Source organism: Streptomyces sp. NPDC002838, from assembly GCF_040295365.1.
Lineage (GTDB): Bacteria > Actinomycetota > Actinomycetes > Streptomycetales > Streptomycetaceae > Streptomyces.
Window position 1 is genome coordinate 92603 of the sequence record NZ_JBEOVF010000025.1, and the last position, 19784, is coordinate 112386.

At 70.8% G+C, this 19784-nt stretch carries 16 protein-coding genes; 14 read left to right on the forward strand and 2 right to left on the reverse strand.

The genetic code is table 11. The features are described from left to right. Nucleotides 1–50 precede the first annotated feature (50 nt). The 11 genes from ABT063_RS28860 (at nt 51) to ABT063_RS28910 (ending at nt 13399) form a co-directional block, all read left to right on the forward strand. Nucleotides 51–1304: an FAD-binding protein gene (locus ABT063_RS28860; RefSeq protein WP_351062180.1), complete on the forward strand. Its 1254-nt coding sequence runs from the start codon at nt 51–53 to the stop codon at nt 1302–1304. Nucleotides 1305–1417: 113 nt separating this feature from the next. Further along, nucleotides 1418–2662: an ROK family transcriptional regulator gene (locus tag ABT063_RS28865; protein ID WP_351062181.1), complete on the forward strand. Its 1245-nt coding sequence runs from the start codon at nt 1418–1420 to the stop codon at nt 2660–2662. Between the two features lie 122 nt (nt 2663–2784). Further along, nucleotides 2785–3201 carry a glycoside hydrolase gene (locus tag ABT063_RS28870; RefSeq protein WP_351062182.1) on the forward strand — a complete coding sequence of 139 codons (417 nt, stop codon included), beginning with the start codon at nt 2785–2787 and terminating at the stop codon, nt 3199–3201. Nucleotides 3202–3466: 265 nt separating this feature from the next. Beyond that, entirely contained in the window at nt 3467–4732 is a 1266-nt protein-coding gene (locus ABT063_RS28875) for an ABC transporter substrate-binding protein (RefSeq protein WP_351062184.1), read from the forward strand. A gap of 20 nt (nt 4733–4752) precedes the next feature. Then, nucleotides 4753–5718 (forward strand): carbohydrate ABC transporter permease, encoded by a 966-nt coding sequence (locus ABT063_RS28880; protein WP_351062186.1) that lies wholly within the window; start codon nt 4753–4755, stop codon nt 5716–5718. Next, complete coding sequence (locus tag ABT063_RS28885; protein ID WP_351062188.1) at nt 5715–6611, forward strand: carbohydrate ABC transporter permease; 897 nt, start codon at nt 5715–5717, stop codon at nt 6609–6611. The genes ABT063_RS28880 and ABT063_RS28885 overlap by 4 nt, the downstream gene beginning before the upstream one ends. Before the next feature lie 12 nt (nt 6612–6623). After that, entirely contained in the window at nt 6624–9491 is a 2868-nt protein-coding gene (locus ABT063_RS28890) for a glycoside hydrolase family 2 TIM barrel-domain containing protein (RefSeq protein ID WP_351062190.1), read from the forward strand. 128 nt (nt 9492–9619) lie between these two features. Beyond that, the gene (locus tag ABT063_RS28895) at nt 9620–10615 is read left to right on the forward strand and encodes an ABC transporter ATP-binding protein (RefSeq protein ID WP_351062192.1); all 996 of its coding nucleotides are present in this window, start codon (nt 9620–9622) and stop codon (nt 10613–10615) included. Beyond that, nucleotides 10615–11418, forward strand: coding sequence for an ABC transporter permease (locus ABT063_RS28900; RefSeq protein ID WP_351062194.1), 804 nt, complete (start codon nt 10615–10617; stop codon nt 11416–11418). The genes ABT063_RS28895 and ABT063_RS28900 overlap by 1 nt, the downstream gene beginning before the upstream one ends. Nucleotides 11419–11423: 5 nt before the next feature. Continuing rightward, nucleotides 11424–12224: an ABC transporter permease gene (locus ABT063_RS28905; RefSeq protein ID WP_351062260.1), complete on the forward strand. Its 801-nt coding sequence runs from the start codon at nt 11424–11426 to the stop codon at nt 12222–12224. Nucleotides 12225–12262: 38 nt separating this feature from the next. Further along, the gene (locus tag ABT063_RS28910; protein ID WP_351062196.1) at nt 12263–13399 is read left to right on the forward strand and encodes an MFS transporter; all 1137 of its coding nucleotides are present in this window, start codon (nt 12263–12265) and stop codon (nt 13397–13399) included. Between the two features lie 506 nt (nt 13400–13905). Here ABT063_RS28910 and ABT063_RS28915 read toward each other — a convergent pair. Further along, nucleotides 13906–14592 carry a TetR/AcrR family transcriptional regulator gene (locus ABT063_RS28915; RefSeq protein ID WP_351062198.1) on the reverse strand — a complete coding sequence of 229 codons (687 nt, stop codon included), beginning with the start codon at nt 14590–14592 and terminating at the stop codon, nt 13906–13908. 152 nt (nt 14593–14744) lie between these two features. Between ABT063_RS28915 and ABT063_RS28920 the strand changes: the two genes are divergently transcribed. Together ABT063_RS28920 and ABT063_RS28925 are read left to right on the forward strand one after the other, a co-directional pair. Continuing rightward, on the forward strand, nt 14745–15374 hold the full coding sequence (locus ABT063_RS28920; protein ID WP_351062200.1) for an NADPH-dependent FMN reductase: 630 nt from the start codon (nt 14745–14747) through the stop codon (nt 15372–15374). 14 nt (nt 15375–15388) lie between these two features. Further along, a complete protein-coding gene (locus ABT063_RS28925; RefSeq protein WP_351062202.1) occupies nt 15389–16798 on the forward strand; it encodes a DHA2 family efflux MFS transporter permease subunit in 1410 nt (469 codons plus the stop codon). A gap of 75 nt (nt 16799–16873) precedes the next feature. Here the strand turns inward: ABT063_RS28925 and ABT063_RS28930 are convergent, their stop codons facing one another. Further along, a complete protein-coding gene (locus ABT063_RS28930) occupies nt 16874–18160 on the reverse strand; it encodes an MFS transporter (protein WP_351062204.1) in 1287 nt (428 codons plus the stop codon). A gap of 147 nt (nt 18161–18307) precedes the next feature. Between ABT063_RS28930 and ABT063_RS28935 the strand changes: the two genes are divergently transcribed. Further along, a complete protein-coding gene (locus ABT063_RS28935) occupies nt 18308–19762 on the forward strand; it encodes a phytoene desaturase family protein (protein WP_351062206.1) in 1455 nt (484 codons plus the stop codon). The last annotated feature ends 22 nt before the right edge of the window (nt 19763–19784 follow it).

Below are 19784 nucleotides of genomic sequence, written 5' to 3' on the forward strand. Positions count from 1 at the left end.
GGTAAATGAGAAGGTCAACGCACAGGTACCTTCCGGGAGGGACGACGGACATGACGGAGACGGTCACGAACTGGGCGGGCAACATCACGTACGCCGCCAAGGAGTTGCACCGGCCGCACTCGCTCGACGCGCTCGGCGCCCTTGTGGCCGACAGTGCGAAGGTGCGGGTGCTGGGCAGCGGGCACTCGTTCAACGAGATCGCCGAGCCGGGCGCCGACGGCGTCCTGCTGTCGCTGGCCACGCTGCCGCCCGTGATCGACGTCGACACGGCGGCCCGTACGGTTCGGGTCGGCGGCGGCGTCCGTTACGCGGAGCTGGCCCGGCACGTGCACGCCCATGGCCTCGCGCTGCCCAACATGGCCTCGCTGCCGCACATTTCGGTGGCCGGGTCGGTGGCGACCGGGACGCACGGCTCGGGCGTCGGCAATGGTCCGCTGGCGTCGGCGGTGCGCGAGGTGGAGATCGTGACGGCGGACGGCTCGACGCTGATCATCGGGCGGGGGGACGAGCGTTTCGGCGGTGCGGTGACCTCCCTGGGCGCCCTCGGGGTGGTCACCGCGCTCACTCTCGACCTGGAGCCCTCCTTCGACGTCGAGCAGCACGTGTTCACCGAATTCCCCCTCGCCGGGCTGGACTCCGCGACGTTCGAGAGCGTGATGGCGTCCGCCTACAGCGTCAGCCTGTTCACCGACTGGCGTGCGCCGGGTTTCCGGCAGGTCTGGCTCAAGCGACGCACCGACCAGCCGCTGTCCGACTTCCCGTGGGCCGCGCCCGCCACCGAGAAGACGCACCCGGTGCCGGGGATGCCCGCGGTCAACTGCACCGAGCAGTTCGGGGTGCCGGGACCGTGGCACGACCGGCTGCCGCACTTCCGGGCGGAGTTCGTCCCGAGCAGCGGTGCCGAGCTGCAGTCGGAGTACCTGCTGCCGCGCCGGTATGCCGTCGACGCGCTGTATGCGATCGACGGAATACGGGAGACCGTCGCCGGTGTACTGCAGACCTGCGAGGTGCGTACGGTCGCCGCCGACGAGCAGTGGCTGAGCCCGGCGTACGGACGGGACACCGTGGCGCTGCACTTCACCTGGATCGAGGACACGACGGCGGTGCTGCCGGTGGTGCGGAGACTGGAGAAGGCCCTGGACCAGTTCGAGGCCCGCCCGCACTGGGGGAAGGTGTTCACCGCGCCGGCAGAGGTGCTGCGGGAGCGGTATCCGCGCCTGGGCGACTTCCGGGCCCTCGCGCACGACCTGGACCCGAGGGGCAAATTCGCCAACGCGTTCGTCCGGGAGGTGCTGGGCGGCTGACTTTATAAAACCCCTTTCCTAAGCCCTTGTCGAAAGTCCTCGCAGCCCATAGCCTTGCGCCGCGCCGGTGCCGATGTCGTCCCGGCATGAGCTGAAGGGATGGGGCAGGCCCGGTGAAGCGCACATCACGTGACATCCGTACCGCGAACCGCTACGAGGTGCTGCGCCAGATCATCGCCGAGTCGCCCACCTCTCGGCAGGAGCTGGCGGCCGCCACCGGCCTGAGCCTCGCCACGGTCGCCACGCTCGTCGGTGAGCTGCTCGACCTCCGGATGATCACGGAGGTCGGGTTCGAGGACTCGGCGGGCGGTCGCCCCCGGGGCCTCGTGGCCGTCAACGCGTCGGGGGGCGCGTTGATCGGCGTCGACATCGCGGAGACGTACGTCCATGTCGAGCTGTTCGACCTCGCACTGAACGTGCTGGCCCGCGCCGACGAGGAGATGCGGCCCGGCGAGAGCCGGCCCGAGCAGGTGGTCGGCCATGTCGCCGCCGCCGTCGGCTCGGTGGTCGCGCAGGCCGGCATCGAGGGCGCGCGGGTGCTCGGCGTCGGGGTGAGCGTGCCGGGGCAGGTGGACCGCGCCACCGGCATCTCGGAGTACGCGCCCAACTGGGACTGGCACGACGTGCCGCTGCTGGACCTGCTCACCGAGCACATCGCCTACCCCCTCTACCTGGACAACCCCTTGCGCGCCTGCGCGGTGGCCGAGCTGTGGTTCGGGGCCGCGCGCGGGAGCGGGGACGCCGTGGTGGTCAACCTCGGCACCGGAGTGGGCGCAGGGCTGGTGCTCGGCGGCGGACTGCACCGAGGCGTGAGCAACAGCGCCGGCGAGTGGGGGCACACCACACTGGTCCTCGACGGGCGGCTGTGCCACTGCGGCAACCACGGCTGTGTGGAGACGTACGTCGGCGCGCCGGGCATCATGCTGAACCTGCGGGAGCTCAGCCCCCGCAGCACGCTGCTGCACCCGGAGGACCAGACGGCCACCATCGACGCGCTGTCCCGCGGGGTCGCCGCGCACGATCCGGTGGCGCTCAAGGTGGTCCGCGACACCGCCCGCTACCTCGGCGCCGGCATCGCCGACCTGGTCAACCTGTTCAACCCCGAAGTGGTCGTGCTCAGCAGCTGGGTCGCGGCCGCCCTCGGCGAGCCGCTGCTCGCCGAGGTGCGTGAGGCCGTCGCCCGGCACGCGCTCAGGCGGCCGCTGGCCGCCACCGAGATCGTCCTCTCCCCCATCCCCACCGACCCGGTGTGCCTGGGAGCCGCGACCTTCGCGCTCGAAGGCGCACTCCAGTCGGTCGGGCAGAGAAACGGAAAACGCACGACCCCCGCAAGAAGCCGCACCGCACCACCTTCATGACGACGGAAGGGATGCATATGCTTCGCCCTCACCCGAGGAGATCGGTCCTCCTGACAGCCGCAGCCGCGCTCGCCGTCGCCGGACCCCTCATATCCGCCCCGACCGCCTCGGCCGCTCCCCCCATGGCGGCCGAGGTTTCCCCGCCCGCCGCCCAGGCCGTCGACAACATCGGCGGCGGCGGTACGGCGGTCACCACGCCGTCCAGGGCTCCCGAGGACTTCCGGGGCGCTGACGGGACGTACGACTGGTCCAAGGACAAGGGCGGCCGCACCTTCCTCGGGTACGCGGCGAAGTACGGCGTCGAGGACCTCGTCGCGTTCGCGAACAGCGCGCCCGCCGTCACGGGCGCCTGGCAGGGCAAGCAGTCCGGCAAGTGTCTGACCGCGAGCGTTTCGGGGGCGGCGATCGCCGCCTGCATGGGTGGGGCGGGGCAGTCGTGGTCGTACGCCGCGAAGTGCGGTGAGGCGACCGCCGACGGCAGCAAAGTGACCCTTCACAGCTGCACCGGAGGGGCCAACCAGGCCTGGTTCCGCCAGTAGTCCACGGGGGGGCGGGCCGCTGGTGCGGCGTCCCACCACTCCCCATGTCCGATATTCCGAACGCTATGCAACGCTTCGAACAGCCTTCGTCCAACCCCTTGCCGAAGCCTTAGCCGAAGGTTAACGTCCCGCACCGCAACCCCCTTTGAGCCATCTGGCGCTGAGCCATCGAGCCGCAGCCGATACAAGCCGCACACGATCCGGACACAAGAGCCGTACACACATCCGTACACACGCTCCGGGCACAAGAGACAAGGACGTCAGCATGTCGGCATTGAGCAACAGCAACTGGGACCGCCGCAACGTACTGCGGGCCGCCATGGGCCTGGCCGCCGCCGGCGGGCTCGCCGCGTGCGGTGGCAACAACGGACGGGGCGGGGGCAGCGGTTCGGGCACGAACCTGACGCAGTACTTCCACGCCTACGGTGAGGCCGGGACCGAGCAGGCCATCAAGAGGTACGCGAAGGCCTACGACAAGGCCAACGTGACCACGCAGTGGATCACCAGCGCCGACTTCGAGAGCAAGCTCTTCGCGACGCTGCTCACCGACAACGCGCCCGACCTCTTCGAGTTCCACCCGCAGATCCAGATGGTCAAGAGCGGTCAGGTGGCGGACCTGACCGACATCATCGAGCCGGTCAAGGACGACTTCAACCCGGCGGACATCCAGTCGCACACGGTGGACGGGAAGATATACGGCGTCCGCATGATCGACGATCCGCAGTTCTTCTTCTACCGCAAGTCGATGCTGGATAAGGCGGGCGTCGACGTACCGACCACGCTCGACGAGCTGATGGAGGCCGCCGCCAAGCTCACCACCGGCAAGGTCAAGGGCCTGTACATGGGCAACGACCTGCACAGCGTCAACGACACGTTGATCTGGTCGGCCGGCGCCCAGCACCTCACCGAGAAGAACGAGATCGCCTACCACACGGACGGCGTCGTCGAGGGCCTGAAGAAGATGCGCAAGCTGTTCACCAGCGGCGACCTTCTCCTCGGCGCTCCGACCGAGTCCTGGGACCCCTCCTCGTTCAACCAGGGCCTGTGTGCCATCCAGTTCTGCGGCATGTGGGCGATGCCGGCGATCCAGGACGCGCTCGGCGACGACTGGGGGGTCTTCCCCTTCCCGAAGGTCACGGACTCCGGCAAGCAGTCCGTCTACAACGGCGGCTGGTCGATGTTCGTCAACGCCAAGGGCAAGAACGTCGAGGCAGCCAAGGAGTACGTCAAGTGGCTGTGGATCGACCAGAAGGAGTACCAGGAGGACTGGGCCACCTCCTACGGCTTCCACATCCCGCCGCGCACCTCGATCGCGGAGAACGCCGACAAGCTCAAGTCGGGCAACGCCGCTGAGGGCGTCAAGCTCTTCAACGAGTTCGGGCACTTCGACAACATCGGCTGGACCCAGGCCATGCGCACCGCCTTCGAGGACGTCTTCGCCAACTGCGTCCGCAAGAACATGAACCCGGAGGCCGCCCTCGACAGGTGCGACGCGGCCGTCAACCGCGAACTCAAGAAGCTGTTCGGATAGACCGCGGGACGGACCACGACATGTCGACGACCAAGACGCGCGACCTCGCGCGCCCCGCCCCGGCGAAGGCCTCCTCGGCCAAGCCGCGGCGGGGTCTGCGGGGCAGCCCCACTTTCAACTTCTGGATCTTCACCGGACCGTTCCTCATCGGCCTGGCGATCTTCGTCTACGCCCCGATCCTCTGGAGCCTCTGGCTCAGCTTCTTCGAGGCCCGCTTCACCGTCACACCCGACAAGTTCATCGGCTTCGACAACTACAAGTACATGCTGACGAACGACGACTTCGTCGGCTCACTCGGCACCTTCACCGTCTTCGCCGCGTTCATCGTGCCCACCACCTGGGCGCTGTCGCTGGGCCTGGCCCTGCTGGTGAACCGACTGCGGTTCATGCGGGCGTTCTTCCGGTCGGTGTTCTTCCTGCCCACCGCCGTCAGCTATGTCGCCGCCTCGCTGATCTGGAAGATGTCCATCTTCAGCGGCGTCCGCTTCGGCCTGATGAACACGGTCCTCGGCTGGTTCGGGATCGAGAACATCGCCTGGCTGTCCGACCCCAATCCGCCCTGGTACTGGCTGGTCATCGTCACCGCACGGCTGTGGCTGCAGGCCGGCTTCTTCATGATCCTGTTCATCGCGGCGCTGCAGAACATCCCGGACGAGCTGTACGAGGCCGCCGCCATCGACGGCGCCAAGCCCGGCTGGCAGACCTTCCGGTACATCACCCTGCCCCAGCTGCGCGCCACGTCCACCGCGGTGATCCTCCTGCTGCTCATCGCCGCCTACCAGGCCTTCGACGAGTTCTACAACCTCCTGTCGAAGACCACATGGGGCCGCCCGCCCCTCGTCGAGCTGTACTACAAGGCCCTGGGCGAGAGCCAGGACTACGGCTCCGGCAGCGCGGGCGCGGTCATCCTGACCGTGTTGATCTGTGCCGTGACCCTGCTCCAGGGCAAGATCATGGGCTTCGGAAGGGGGGAGGAGTCCAAGTGACCACCACCATGCCCGAGGTGCGGGAACCCGCGCCGTCGTCAGGCAAGCCCCGCCGCAACAGGCGCGGTGGCGGCGTGATGAGCTCCACCGGCCTCTACATCGCCACCGGAATCGCCGGCTTCCTCTTCCTGGTCCCGTTCTACCTGATCATCCGCAACGCCCTCTCCACCGACGCCGAGATCACCGGAGAGAACTGGAAGTTCTTCCCCACGGACATCCAGTGGGGCAACATCAGCGAACTGTTCACCGACGAGACGGTGCCCTTCGCCCAGTCCCTGTGGAACTCGGCGATCGTGGCCACCCTGCACACCGTCGGCGTCCTGCTGGTGTGCTCCCTCGCGGGCTACGGTCTCGCCCGCATCCCGTACAAGCACGCCAACAAGGTCTTCTACGCCGTCCTGGGCACCCTGATGGTCCCGACGGCGGTCACCTTCGTCCCGAGCTTCGTGCTGGTGTCGTCGCTCGGCTGGGTGGACACCTACCGGGGTCTGATCATCCCGGGCCTGTTCAGTGGTTTCACCTGCTTCCTGTTCCGGCAGTACTTCCTGGGGTTCCCCAAGGAGCTGGAGGAGGCGGCGCGCGTGGACGGACTGGGGTACTGGGGCGCGTACTGGCGCATCGTGGTGCCCAACTCGCTGAACTTCTTCGCGGCGATGGCGACCATCACCTTCATCAACGGCTGGAACGCCTTCCTGTGGCCGCTGGTCATCGGCCAGGATCCGGGGTCGTGGACCGTCCAGGTCGCGCTCTCCAACTACATGACCAACCAGACCGTCGTCTTCCATCTCATCTTCATGGCCACCGCCTTTTCCATCCTGCCCCTGGTGTTCGTGTTCCTCTTCCTCCAGCGCTGGCTGGTGCAGGGGATCGCCCAGACCGGCATCAAGGGCTGAGCAAGGAGACCGATGTCTTTCCGCACCACCACGGCCGTCGACTACGTCGAGGACGTCTCACCGGGCAGCGGTGCCCTGCCGCCCCGCGCCTGGTACGCGTCCTCGGACGCGAAGTCCCTGTCGCTGAACGGCAGCTGGCGCTTCCGTCTGTCGGCGACGGCCGACGCCGAGGACGAGTCGTTCGCCGAGGAGGGGTACGACGCCCGGGACTGGGCCGAGGTCACGGTCCCGGGCCACTGGGCCCTGCAAGGCCATGGCTCCCCCATCTACACCAACCACCTCTACCCCTTCCCGGTGGACCCGCCGCACGTGCCGACGGAGAACCCGACCGGTGACCACGTGCGGGTCTTCGACCTGCCCGAGGACTGGCCCGCTCTGTCCGAGGGCGGCGCCGTCCTGCGTTTCGACGGCGTGGAGTCCTGCGCCCGTGTCTGGCTCAACGGCACGGACATCGGCGAGTTCAAGGGCTCCCGGCTGCCGCACGAGTTCACGGTCGGCCATCTGCTGAAGCCTGTAGGCAATGTACTGGCGGTCCGCGTCCACCAGTGGTCGGCGGGCTCGTACCTGGAGGACCAGGACCAGTGGTGGCTGCCCGGCATCTTCCGTGACGTGACGCTGCTGCACCGCCCGGCGGGCAGCGCGGGCGACTTCTTCGTGCACGCCTCCTACGACCACCTCACCGGCGAGGGCACCCTGCGCGTCGACTCCGACGTCGACGGCCGGGTGACCGTGCCCGCCCTGGGCATCGATGTCGCGACCGGCGAGTCGGTGACGGTGGCGGTTCAGCCGTGGACTGCCGAGACGCCGACGCTGTACGACGGTGTCCTCGCGACCGAGGGCGAGCGGGTACCCCTGCGCATCGGCTTCCGCACGGTCGCCCTGGAGGACGGCCTGATCAAGGTCAACGGCAAGCCGATCCTCTTCAAGGGCGTCAACCGCCACGAATGGCACCCGGAGAAGGGCCGCGCGCTCGACCTGGAGACCATGCGCGAGGACGTGCTGCTGATGAAGCGGCACAACCTCAACGCCGTGCGCACCTCGCACTACCCGCCGCACCCCGCCTTCCTCGACCTGTGCGACGAGTACGGGCTGTGGGTGATCGACGAGTGCGACCTGGAGACCCACGGCTTCACCGAGCAGGGCTGGCGGGACAACCCCGTCGACGACGACCGCTGGACCCCGGCCCTCCTGGACCGCGCCGCCCGCATGGTCGAACGCGACAAGAACCACCCGTCGGTCGTCTTCTGGTCCCTCGGCAACGAGGCCGGCACCGGCCGCGGCCTGACCGCGATGGCCGAGTGGATCCACGGCCGGGACTCCGCGCGCCTCGTGCACTACGAGGGCGACATCAACTGCCGGGACACGGACGTGTACTCGCGGATGTACGCCTTCCACGACGAGGTCGAGAAGATCGGCAAGGGCCTGGACGGGGGCACGGGGAAGAGGCGCGAACTGCCCTTCATCCAGTGCGAGTACGGGCACGCCATGGGCAACGGCCCCGGCGGACTCGCCGACTACCAGCGGCTGTTCGAGTCGTACGACCGGCTCCAGGGCGGCTTCATCTGGGAGTGGATCGACCACGGCATCAAGCACCCGGAGCTGGGCTACGCCTACGGCGGCGACTTCGGCGAGGAGCTGCACGACGGCAACTTCGTCTGCGACGGACTGGTCTTCCCGGACCGCAAGCCCTCCCCCGGCCTCGTCGAGTACAAGAAGGTCATCGAGCCGGTCCGCATCGAGGGCGACGGCACGGACGGCTCCGTACGGATCACCAACAACTACGACTTCGCCGACCTGTCGGCGCTGGCTTTCGAGTGGTCGTGCCAGGTGGACGGCGAGACCGTCGAGTCGGGCTCGCTGTCGGTGCCGGCACTGGCCGCGGGCGAGTCCGCGGAGGTGAAGCTGCCGGAGCCCCCCATGGACGGGCGCGGCGGCGAGCGGCAGTGGACGGTGCGGGCGCTGCTCTCCGCCGACACCGCGTGGGCGCCGAAGGACCACGTGGTCGCCTGGGGTCAGTTCGCCGTGGCCGCCCGGCCGCTGCCGTCCGTCCCCGCCACCGACCGGCCCGTGCGTGGCGATGGGCGGATCACGCTCGGCCCGGCCTCCTTCGACGCCCGTACCGGGGCGCTGAAAACCATCGGCGGTGTCGATGTGAGCGGACTGCGGCTGGACGTGTGGCGGGCGCCGACCGACAACGACGACGGCGCGGAGTGGCAGTCGGACACCCGGTACGGGGTGCTGTGGCGGACGCTGGGCCTGCACCGCATGCAGCACCGCCTGGACGGCGTGGAGTTGGGCGACGACGCGCTGACGGTACGGACCCGGGTGGCGCCCGCCGCCCGCGAGGTGGGCCTCGGCACGGTGTACCGATGGACCTCCGACGGGGACCGGCTGCGGCTGACGGTGTCCGTGGCCCCGGAGGGCGACTGGACGCTGCCGCTGCCCCGGCTCGGCGTTCGCTTCGCACTGCCGACCGCCGGCAGTGTGCGGTGGTTCGGCGGCGGCCCGGGTGAGGCGTATCCGGACACCAGGATGGCGTCGATGGTCGGCCGTTGGCAGTCGACTGTAGACGATCTACAGACGCCGTACGTCCGTCCGCAGGAGAACGGCGCGCGGGCCGACGTGCGCTGGCTGGAGATCGGCGGACTCAGGATCGAGGGCGACCCGGAGTTCTGGTTCAGCGCGCGGCGCTGGACCACCGAGCAGCTGGACGCGGCGCGGCATCTGACCGACCTCGCACCCGGCGACTCGGTGTGGGTCAACCTCGACCACGGCCAGCACGGCATCGGCTCGCAGTCCTGCGGTCCGGGCCCGCTGCCGCAGTACTTCCTGCGGGCCGAGCCGACGGAGTTCTCGTTCGTGTTCTCCGCGACCGAGTAACCGGTGATCGACTAATCGATTGACTGATTGATCGACATTCTGCAACGGTCATGAGGTCGTCCGCGGCCGATCGGCTCATCAGCCGACCGGCCGCGACTCGCTTTTGCGCAAGGGAGTTGATGGGTCGAGTGAGCGGCAGTATCGAGGTCCGCGGCCTCTCCCGTACTTTCCACACCACCGTCCGCCGCCCCGGCTTCACCGGCGCGCTGCGTTCCCTGGTCAACCCCGAGCGGGTGGCCAAGCACGCCGTCTCCGACATCACCTTCGACGTCTCCCCCGGCGAACTCCTCGCCCTGCTCGGCCCGAACGGCGCGGGCAAGTCCACCACCATCAAGATGCTCACCGGCATCCTCACGCCCACCTCCGGCGAAGCGCGGGTCGCGGGCGTGGTGCCGTACGTGGAGCGCGAGCGCAACGCCCGGAACATCGGCGCGGTGTTCGGCCAGCGCACCCAGCTGTGGTGGGACCTTCCGGTGCGCGAGTCCTTCTCGATCCTCCGTGACATCTACGAGGTGCCGAAGGCCGAACACGCCACCCGGCTCAAGGAGTTCGACGAGCTGCTGGACCTGTCGTCCTTCTGGGACACCCGGGTCCGGCATCTCTCCCTGGGCCAACGCGTGCGCAGCGACCTCGCCGCCGCCCTGCTGCACGATCCGCCGGTCGTCTTCCTCGACGAGCCGACCATCGGCATGGACGTGGTGGTCAAGGAGCAGGTGCGGGAGTTCCTCAGACATCAGGTCGAGGAGCGCGGCCGCACGGTCCTGCTGACCACCCACGACATGACAGAGGTCGAGCGGCTCGCCGAACGCGTCGTCCTCATCAACCACGGTCGGCTCGTGCTCGACGGCTCCCTCGACGAGATCCGGCGCAAGTTCGGCTCGACCTGGCAGGTCCGGGCGACGCTCGCCGACGCGCACACCGACGTCGTACCGCTGCCGGGGATCGCGGTGCTGCGCCACGACGGACCGCAGGTGGTGTTCGGACCCGACGGGACCGACGCGCCCACCGTGCACCAGGCGCTGAAGGCGGTCATCGAGCGGTACGAGGTGACAGGCGTCGCCATCGACGAGGCCGATCTCGAGGACGTGATGCGGGCCGCCTACGTCCAGGCCGGAAGCGTGTGATGGCCGCCGCCCACGCCTGGCGCGCCGCGCGCGTCACCCCGCTCGGCGAGCTGCACGCCCCGCCCAGGATGACCGCCGTCCTGGTCCGGCTGACCGTGCAGGTGGTGCTGGTGGCGTCCCTGTGGCGCGGCCTGTACGCGCACACCGGCACCACCGCCGGACTCGACCGCGACCAGGCGGTGACGTACGCCGTGCTGGCCGTACTCACCTCCCGGCTGCGGGAGTTGGACCAGTACGCGGGCCGGGACTCCGTGCTGCAGCACATGCACTTCGGCACGATCGTCTACTGGTACCTGCGCCCGATGCCGCCCCAGCGCTACTACGCCCTGCGCGCCGTCGGCGAGCAGTTGTACGGACTGGCGTGGGCGCTGGGCGGATACGCGGTCTGCCTCGGGGCGGGGGTGATCGAGCCGCCCAGGTCGGCCGCCGTGGCAGGGGTGTTCGCGCTCAGTCTGCTGCTCGGCCAGTGGGTCCTGTACTACGTCATGCTCCTCCTGGACCAGCTGTGCTTCTGGACGGTGCGCAACACCGCCGCGATGCTGATCCTGATCTTCGCGCAGAACCTGCTGTCCGGGGTGTACGCGCCCCTGTGGTTCTTCCCGGACTGGTTCGTGACGCTGAGCTCGTTCCTGCCCTTCCAGGCGACGCTGAGCGTGCCGCTGTCCCTGTACATCGGCCGCATCCCGTTGTCGGACGCGGGCTTCCAGCTCGCCGTGCAGGCCGGGTGGGTGGTCGTGCTCGCGTTGTTCACCCGTTTCCTGTGGCGGCGGGCCGCCCGTCGTGTCATCTCCCAAGGAGGCTGATGCCTATGAATGCCGTCCGGATCGCGTGGCGTATCACGCGTCTCAACTTCCGTGCCCAGCTGGAGTACCGCACCGAGTTTCTGCTGATGGTCGCGATCGGCGCGATCTGGCAGGTGTCGGTGCTCGTCTTCGCGACGGTGCTGCTGTCCCGGTTCACCGGGATGGGTGGCTGGGACAGTTCGGAGGTGCTGCTGATCCCGGCGACGCGGATGCTCGCGCACGGGTTGTTCGTGCTGTTCCTGGGCAGGTTGCACGGCGCCGGCCGGCAGATCCAGGAAGGCAGGATCGACGTCTATCTGACCCGCCCCATGCCGGTGCACCGCCAGCTCCAGCTGTCCTACTTCCCCACCAACGCGATCGGCGATCTGACGGTCGCGGCGGGCCTGATGGTGGGCGCGCTCAGCCGCAGTGAGCTGGACTGGACGACGGGCCGCGTCTCGTACCTGATCGCCGCCGTGATCGGCGGCATGTTCCTGGAAGCGGCCCTGTTCACGGTGGTGACCTGTGCCTCGCTGCGCTTGCCGGCCGCCGACTACTGGGGCAGCTGGCTGGAGGAACTTCTCGGCACGTTCGGCAGTTACCCGCTGAACGTGCTGCCCAAGGCGGTGGGGGGCTTCCTGACGTACGGCCTTCCGCTCGCGTTCGTCGCGTACTTCCCGGCCGCCGTCCTCACCGGCCACGGCCACGACACCGGTGTCCCGTACTGGCTGGCGGCGATCTCGCCCCTGCTGGGGGTGCTGGCCTACCTGGGGGCGCGGCTGCTGTGGCGATGGAGCCTCGCCCACTACGCGGGGGTGAACGGATAACCACCGCCACCCGCTCCGGATTACGTCCGCGTCTCGCGGTGAGCCTCGTCTTCGTCGTCCTCGGCGCCACGCAGGGCGGCTGGATGGCCCGTATCCCCGCGATCCGGGACCAGGTCGGCGTGGACACCGCGCGATGGGGGCTGTTGAGCAGTTCTTCGGCCGCCGGGGATCTCGTCGCGATCGTGCTGATCACCTTGCTGATCGGCCGGGTGAGCTCCCGTCTGCTGAGCCTCGCCGCCGCCGCGCTGGTGCTGCTCAACGCGCCCGTGCTGGCGGCCGCTTCGGCCGTGCCCGCGCTGGTCGTGGGGTTGACGATGTGGGGTGTGGGCGCGACCTTCCTGGCCACGCCCGTCAACGCGCTCGCGGTCGCGGTGGAGCGTCACCAAGGCAGGCCGCTGATGTCGGGCTTCCACGCCTCCTACAGCGGCGGGGTGCTGGCGGGCGGCGCCCTCGGCACGCTCGCGGCGGCCACCGGCGTCTCTCCGGGTGTTCAGATGGCGATCAGCAGCGGCGTTCTCGGGACGCTGCTGCTGGCGTGGGCGGGATGGCTGCCGGAGGAGGAGGTCCCCGCGACGCACAAGGAGGAACGCCGGCCGCTCCGGCAGCGGTTCACTCCCCAGCTGGTCCTGCTCGCCTCCATCGCGTTCCTGGCGTCCTTCGTCGAAGGGGCGGCGTCACAGTGGAGTTCGGTGTTCACGGCCGACTACCTGGACGAGGGCGCGGCGCTCGGCGCGGCGACGTACACGTGCTTCTCGGTGGCGATCCTCGTGGCGCGGCTGCTGGGCGACCGGTTCGTGGCCCGCCTCGGCCGCGGCACCTTCGTACGGCTGTCGCTGCTGACCGCGGCACTGGGTACGGCCCTGGCCCTCGCCCGGCCCGGCCTGCCGCTCGCCATCGCCGGGTTCACCGTGGCCGGCCTGGGCATCGCCTGCGTGCTCCCGGCGCTGATCGCCCTGGCCGGGCGGCAGCCCGGGGTGCCGGCCGGCGAGGGCGTCTCGGTCGTCACGATCGGCCAGTGGCCGGGCTTCCTGATGGCGGGCCCGGCGGTCGGCCTGCTGACGGGGGCGGCGAGTCTGCGGGTGGCCCTGGTGTCGCTGATCGCGGCGGCCCTGGGGGCCGCCGTGCTGAGCAGGTGGGTGGTGGTTGGTCGGGAGCCGGTTCACGCGGGCCGGTAGGCCGCACCGCCCCGCCGACCAGCTGGGTGACGGTCGACCCAGAAGCGCCTCACACGACCCGACAGACCCGCACCGCCCCGCGAGCAAGTGACTGACGGACAGCCCAGAACCGCTCACCCCGATCGACAGACCCACACCGCCCCACCGACCAGCTGGGTGACGGTCGCCCCGGAAGCGCCTCACACGACCCGACAGACCCGCACCGCCCCGCGAGCAAGTGACTGACGGACAGCCCAGAACCGCTCACCCCGGTCGACAGACCCACACCGCCCCACCGACCAGCTGGGTGACGGTCGGCCCGGAAGCGCCTCACACGGCCCGGCAGACCCGCACCGCCCCGCCGAGCACATGGATGGGCGGACGGACCCGAGCCGCTCACCCGGCCCGCGAGACCCACACCGCACCGCTGACCAGCTGCTGACGGACGGCCCCGAAACCCCTCACCCGGCCCAGCAGACCAGCACCGCCCCGCCCACCAGCTGGCTGACGGACGACCCCAAGCCTGCTCACCCGGCCCGATAGGCCCGTAGAAACGCCGCGACACCTCCTCTGATCAGACGGTCCGTCTCCTCCTCCGGCAGGGGCCGGACGCCGTAGTGGGAGAGCTGCGCGATGTGGGTCGAGATCAGCGACAAGAAGTGGGCGCCCGCGAGAGCCGCGTCGCCGTGCACGTCGATCAGGCCGGCCGCGGCGAGGCCCTCCATCGCGTCGGCCATGCCGCGGCCCACCGGCCTCGGCCCGGCGTCCTGCCACGCCTCGAGGACCTCGGGCGGTACGTGGTCGGCCTCGGCGTGGATGTGGCGGACGAGGGCGAAGTGGTCCGCGAACTGGGTCATCAGGCCCACCATGGCCTGGGCCAGGGCGACGAGATCGCGCTCCAGGTCTTCCGGGCGGGGCGGGCGTTCAGGGTCCAGCATCGCCTTCAGCATGCCCAGTTGGGCGTCCCGCACCTCGCTCGACGTCCAGGTGACCACCGTACGGAAGAGCTCGGCCTTGCCGTGCGGGAAGTGGTTGTAGAGCGTGCGCGTCGAGACGCCGGCCGCGGCCGCCAGCGCGTCGACCGAGGCGCGCGCGAAGCCCTCGTGTCCGAAGACCCCGCAGGCCGCGCTCGCGATGGCTATCCGCTTCTCCAGCTTGCGGGGCGGGATCTCGCGCCGCGCCTTCTCCACCCACGCTTCATTGGTGCTGCCCACGGTCTCTCCTCACAGACTCACCGGACCACTCGACTTACAACGATCGTTGTACTTTTTACAACGCTCGTTGTAGCTTACCGAAGGGGAGGCCGCATCGGGCGACCGCCCCGCCCCATGAGGGCATACCAAGGCGCTATCGAGGGGGATCCACCATGCCTGCCACCGAAGCCACGCCCACCACCCGCACCGGCGAAGACGCTCCGCTGCGAGTCGCCGTCATCGTCGGCAGCGTCCGCGAGGGACGTGCGGGACGCGCCGTCACCGACTGGTTCCTCGGCACCGCCGAGGGCGACGACGGACTGGACCTGGACGTCATCGACCTCGCCGATGTCGATCTGCCGCTGGTCATGCCGGGCTGGGGCGGCACACCCAGCCCCGAGGCGGTCGCCGCGCTGGCCGACGTCACCCCGCGCCTGGCCGCGGCCGACGCGTTCGTCGTCGTCACGCCCGAGTACAACCACAGCTTCCCGGCCGCCCTGAAGAACTTCATCGACTGGCACTTCGAGCAGTGGCGGGCCAAGCCGGTCGGCTTCGTGTCCTACGGCGGGCTGGCCGGCGGTCTGCGCGCTGTCGAGCAACTGCGGCTGGTCTTCGCCGAGTTGCACGCGATGACGATGCGCGACGCCGTCAGCCTGCACGGGCCGTGGTCGGGGCTCACGGAGGACGGCACACCGCGCGACGAGACCGTGTGCGGGAACGCGGCCAAGGACATGCTCGGCCAACTCTCCTGGTGGGGCCGGGCGTTGCGGACGGCGCGCGTGACCCGGCCGTACACGGGCTGACGGGGGGCGGGGGGATGACCGCGACATCGGCTGTAGAGGCGCCGTCGGACGCCTCGCGGGCCGCCGCCCGGGTCCTGAACCGCACCATCACCGTCGTGATCATCGGCTCGGTGATGTCGGTGCTCGACATGACGATCGTCAATGTGGCGTTGCGCAGCCTCTCGGAGGAGTTCGCCGCGCCGCTGGAGACGATCCAGTGGACGACGACCGCGTACACGCTCGCGCTCGCCGCCGTCATCCCGACGGCGGCCTGGGCGATGGGCCGGATCGGCGCCAAGCGCGCCTATCTGACCGCCCTGCTGCTGTTCACGCTCGGCTCCCTGCTCGCGGCTTTCGCCCGGGACGCGGCCGGCCTGATCGCGTTCCGGGCGGTGCAGGGGCTCGGCGGCGGGCTGTTGATGCCCGTCGGCATGGCGATGGTGATGCGCGTCGCCGACCGGGAGCGGCTCGGGCGGGCGATGGCGTTGATGGGGCTGCCCATCCTGATCGGACCGGTGGCCGGGCCGGTGCTCGGCGGCTGGCTGATCGACGTCGCCTCCTGGCACTGGATCTTCCTGGTCAACCTGCCCGTGGGGCTGCTGGCGCTGGTGCTCGCGGCGAAGCTGCTCGCGCCCGACGCGCCGCGCACGGCGGCCCCTGCGCCCCGCCTGGACGTCCCGGGCCTGCTGATGCTCTCGCCGGGCCTCGCACTGCTGCTGTTCGGACTGGCCCGGGGCGGCGAGCGCAGCGACTTCGCCTCGTACGGCGCACTCGTGCCCACGCTCGCCGGTGCCGTGCTCGTCGCCGCCTTCGTACGGCGTGCGCTGACCGCCCGTGAGCCGCTGCTCGACCTCCGGTTGCTGCGGGACCGCACGTTCGCCGTCGGCATCGGCACGCTCGCGCTTTTCACCTGCGGCTACTTCGGGTCGATGCTGCTCGCCCCGGTGTACTGGCAGCAGGTGCGGGACACCAGCGCGACGGCCGCCGGTCTGCTGGGCGCGCCGGTCGGGCTCGCCGTCGGCATCACGATGCAGATCGCCGCGCGGCGCATCGACAAGGTGGCGCCGCGGCGTCTGATCCCGGCCGGGATCGTGGTGGGGGTGCTCGGCATGGCGCTGACGGCGCTCCAGGTCGGCACGGACGGCGTGGCCGCCTGGCGGGTCGTCGGTGCGGCGATGGTGATGGGCGTCGGCTCCGGCATGGTCCTGATGCCGACGATGACGACCGCGAGCCGCGACCTGCCGAAGGACCGGATCGCCGCGGCGAGCACCGCGCTGAACATCACCTCCCAGATGGGGGCGTCGGTCGGCACGGCCCTGATCTCCGTGGTGCTGGGCTCGGCGGGCACCGACCCGGCGGGCTTCCGCATCACGTACGCGGTCGCGGCGGGGCTGCTCGCGCTGGCCCTGGTGCCGGCGGCACTTCTTCCGGGGCGACGGGACTGACGGGGACTGACGGGGACTGACGGGGGCCGATGGGGGCCGATGGGGGCCGATGGGGGCCGATGGGGGCCGACCTGGTCAGGCCCGCCCCGACCGCCGTATCGGCGTGAACAGCGCGGCCACCGCGATCAGTACGCAGCACGCGCCGGCGGCCAGGCCGACCGGCGCGGTGCCCTGACGTTCCGCCGCCCAGGTCAGGACGGCGGCGCCGATCGGCGCGGCGGAGTACTGGAGGGTCCAGAACGCGGAGGTGACCCGGCCCAGCAGCGGCTCCGGGGTCACCTCCTGACGCAGCGACATGGAACAGGTACCGGCCATGCCGACGCAGGCCAGGAAAGCCGCGCTCAGCGCCGCGACGACGGACACGTCCCGCGCCCAGCCCAGCCCGGCGAAGGCCAGCCCGCACACCGCCACCGAACCGGTCCAGGTCCGCCCGAAGCCGAGCCGGCGCCGCACCCGGGCCACCAGCAGCGCGCCGGTGATCGTGCCGAGCGCGCCGACGGCCATGACGGTGCCGACCGTGCCGTCGTCCCGGCCGAGGTCGTGCTTGAGGTGGTAGATGACCAGGTCGTTCAGGCCGAGGGTGAGGAAGCTGAAGACGAACAGCAGGGCGGTCAGCGAGCGCAGCACCGGGTGGCCGTAGAGGAAGGCGATCCCGGCGCGCAGGTCCTGCCACAGGCCGGTCGGGCGCGCCGGGCCGTCGTCGTCCTTGGGGCGCGCGGCGAACCGTACGAAGAGCATGCAGGCGGCCGACACCCCGAAGCTGGCCGCGTCCACTCCGACCGCGGCGGCCGGTCCGGTCCAGGCGGCCACCATCCCCGCGCACAACGGTCCGAGGACGCCCGCCGCGGCGGCGGTCGCGTTCAGCCGGCCGTTGGCCTCCGCGAGCTGTTCGGTGCCGACCAGGCCGCGGACGACGGTGACGTAGCCGACGGCGAACAGCATGCCGACGGCCTCGCACAGCGGCAGCACGACGTACAGCAGCCAGACCCGCGGCCCGAACAGCCACACCACGGGGATCACCCCGTACAGCACCATGCGCACCAGATCGCAGGCGATGAGCAGCCTGCGGCGGTCGACCCGGTCCACCAACGCCCCGGCGAACACGGCCGCCAGCACTGAGGCCGCCCCGCCCGCCGCCGTCAACAGCCCCATCCGCGCGAGGGAACCGGTGGCCTCGAGCACCAGCAGGGGCAGGGCGATCAGGGCGAAGGAGTCACCGAAGACGGAGAGGGTCTGCGCGGCCCAGAAGATCCCGAAGTCCCGTTGCCGCCAGAGTGGATGTCCCTTGCCGGCCGGGCCGGTGCGGGGTGCGCGGGGCGTCCGGCTGCCGGGTTCCTCCTCGCGCTGCGCCTCGTACGGCATCGGCCCCTCCCCCGTGCCCCCGTGCCCCCGTGCCCCCGTGCCCCCGGCAACCTTATGGTTCCTGCGGCAACACGGACCGGCCACCGGCGACGCAGCCTCCGTGATGACGAGGATCAGCCGGTCCACCGTCTCGGCAAGGAGAACCCCATGAGCACAGCCGTCGTGGTGGGCAGCGGTCCCAACGGTCTCGCGGCGGCCGTCCGCCTCGCCCGCGCGGGCGTGGACGTCACCGTCCTGGAGGCGGCCGACACGATCGGCGGCGGGACCCGCACCAGTGAGCTGACGCCGGGCCTGCTGCACGACCACTGCTCGGCGACGCACCCGATGGCGGTGGGCTCCCCGTTCCTGCGCACGCTCGACCTCGGCCGGTACGGGCTGCGCTGGCGGCTGCCGGAGATCGACTGCGTCCATCCGCTGGACTCCGGCGAGGCCGGGGTGCTGCACCGGTCGGTGCGGGCGACGGCCGAGGGCCTCGGTCCGGTGGACGGGCGCAGGTGGCGGCGGCTGTTCGGACCGCTCGCCGACGGCTTCGACGCGCTCGCCGAGGACTTCATGGGCCCGCTCGCGCGCGTGCCGCACCACCCGCTGCTCCTGGCGCGGTTCGGGCTGCCGGCCCTGCTGCCCGCCCGTGCCGTGGCCGGGGTGTGGCGTACCGCGTCCGCACGGGCGCTGTACGGCGGGGTGGCGGCGCACGCCTTCCGCCCGCTGCACCTGCCCGCGACCGCCGCGATCGGGCTGTCGGTCATCGCGGCCGGGCACCGGCACGGCTGGGCGGTGGCCGAGGGCGGCTCCCGGGCGATCACCGACGCGCTGGCGGAGCTGCTGGCCGAGTTCGGCGGCCGGATCGAGACCGGTATCCGCGTCCGGTCGGCGGCCCAGCTGCCCCCGGCGGACGTGGTCCTGTTCGACCTCGCGCCGCGCGCGGTCGCGGACGTCCTCGGCGACCGGCTGCCGCCCCGGGTGGCCCGCGCCTACCGCCGGTTCCGGCACGGTGCTGCCGCCTTCAAGGTGGACTTCGCGGTCGAGGGCGGAGTGCCCTGGACCCACGAGGCCGCGCGGCGGGCGGGCACGGTGCACCTCGGCGGCACCTTCGAGGAGGTCGCCGCCGTCGAACGCGCGGTCCACGCCGGCCGGATGCCCGAGCGGCCCTTCACGCTCGTCGGCCAGCAGTACCTGGCCGATCCACTCCGGTCGAACGGCGACATCCACCCCGTGTGGGCCTACGCACACGTGCCGCACGGCTACGACGGCGACGCCACCGAGGCGGTCGTGCGCCAGATCGAACGGTTCGCCCCGGGTTTCCGGGACCGCGTCGTCGCCACGGCGGTCCGCTCCCCGACCGCGCTCGCGGAGTACAACCCGAACTACGTGGGCGGGGACATCATCACGGGCGCCAACACCGTCACCCAGCTCATGGCCAGGCCACGCCCCGCCCTCGACCCGTACGCCACGGGCGTACCGGGCATGTTCATCTGCTCGGCGGCCACGCCACCCGGGGCGGGCGCCCACGGCATGTGCGGGGCGCACGCGGCGGCGTCGGCGTTGCGCCATCTGGCACGGAGCCGGTCCCGTCTCTCGCGGGAAGGGCGACGGACCCGCTGAACCTGGCGGTGGCCCTCGGGTG

Bases quoted from the DNA above. Each gene is read 5' to 3' on its own strand.
- ABT063_RS28860 (WP_351062180.1), top strand. From the start codon at position 51: ATGACGGAGACGGTCACGAACTGGGCGGGCAACATCACGTACGCCGCC.
- ABT063_RS28870 (WP_351062182.1), top strand. From the start codon at position 2,785: ATGGCGGCCGAGGTTTCCCCGCCCGCCGCCCAGGCCGTCGACAACATC.
- ABT063_RS28875 (WP_351062184.1), top strand. From the start codon at position 3,467: ATGTCGGCATTGAGCAACAGCAACTGGGACCGCCGCAACGTACTGCGG.
- ABT063_RS28880 (WP_351062186.1), top strand. From the start codon at position 4,753: ATGTCGACGACCAAGACGCGCGACCTCGCGCGCCCCGCCCCGGCGAAG.
- ABT063_RS28890 (WP_351062190.1), top strand. From the start codon at position 6,624: ATGTCTTTCCGCACCACCACGGCCGTCGACTACGTCGAGGACGTCTCA.
- ABT063_RS28900 (WP_351062194.1), top strand. From the start codon at position 10,615: ATGGCCGCCGCCCACGCCTGGCGCGCCGCGCGCGTCACCCCGCTCGGC.
- ABT063_RS28905 (WP_351062260.1), top strand. From the start codon at position 11,424: ATGAATGCCGTCCGGATCGCGTGGCGTATCACGCGTCTCAACTTCCGT.
- ABT063_RS28920 (WP_351062200.1), top strand. From the start codon at position 14,745: ATGCCTGCCACCGAAGCCACGCCCACCACCCGCACCGGCGAAGACGCT.
- ABT063_RS28925 (WP_351062202.1), top strand. From the start codon at position 15,389: ATGACCGCGACATCGGCTGTAGAGGCGCCGTCGGACGCCTCGCGGGCC.
- ABT063_RS28930 (WP_351062204.1), bottom strand. From the start codon at position 18,160: ATGCCGTACGAGGCGCAGCGCGAGGAGGAACCCGGCAGCCGGACGCCC.
- ABT063_RS28935 (WP_351062206.1), top strand. From the start codon at position 18,308: ATGAGCACAGCCGTCGTGGTGGGCAGCGGTCCCAACGGTCTCGCGGCG.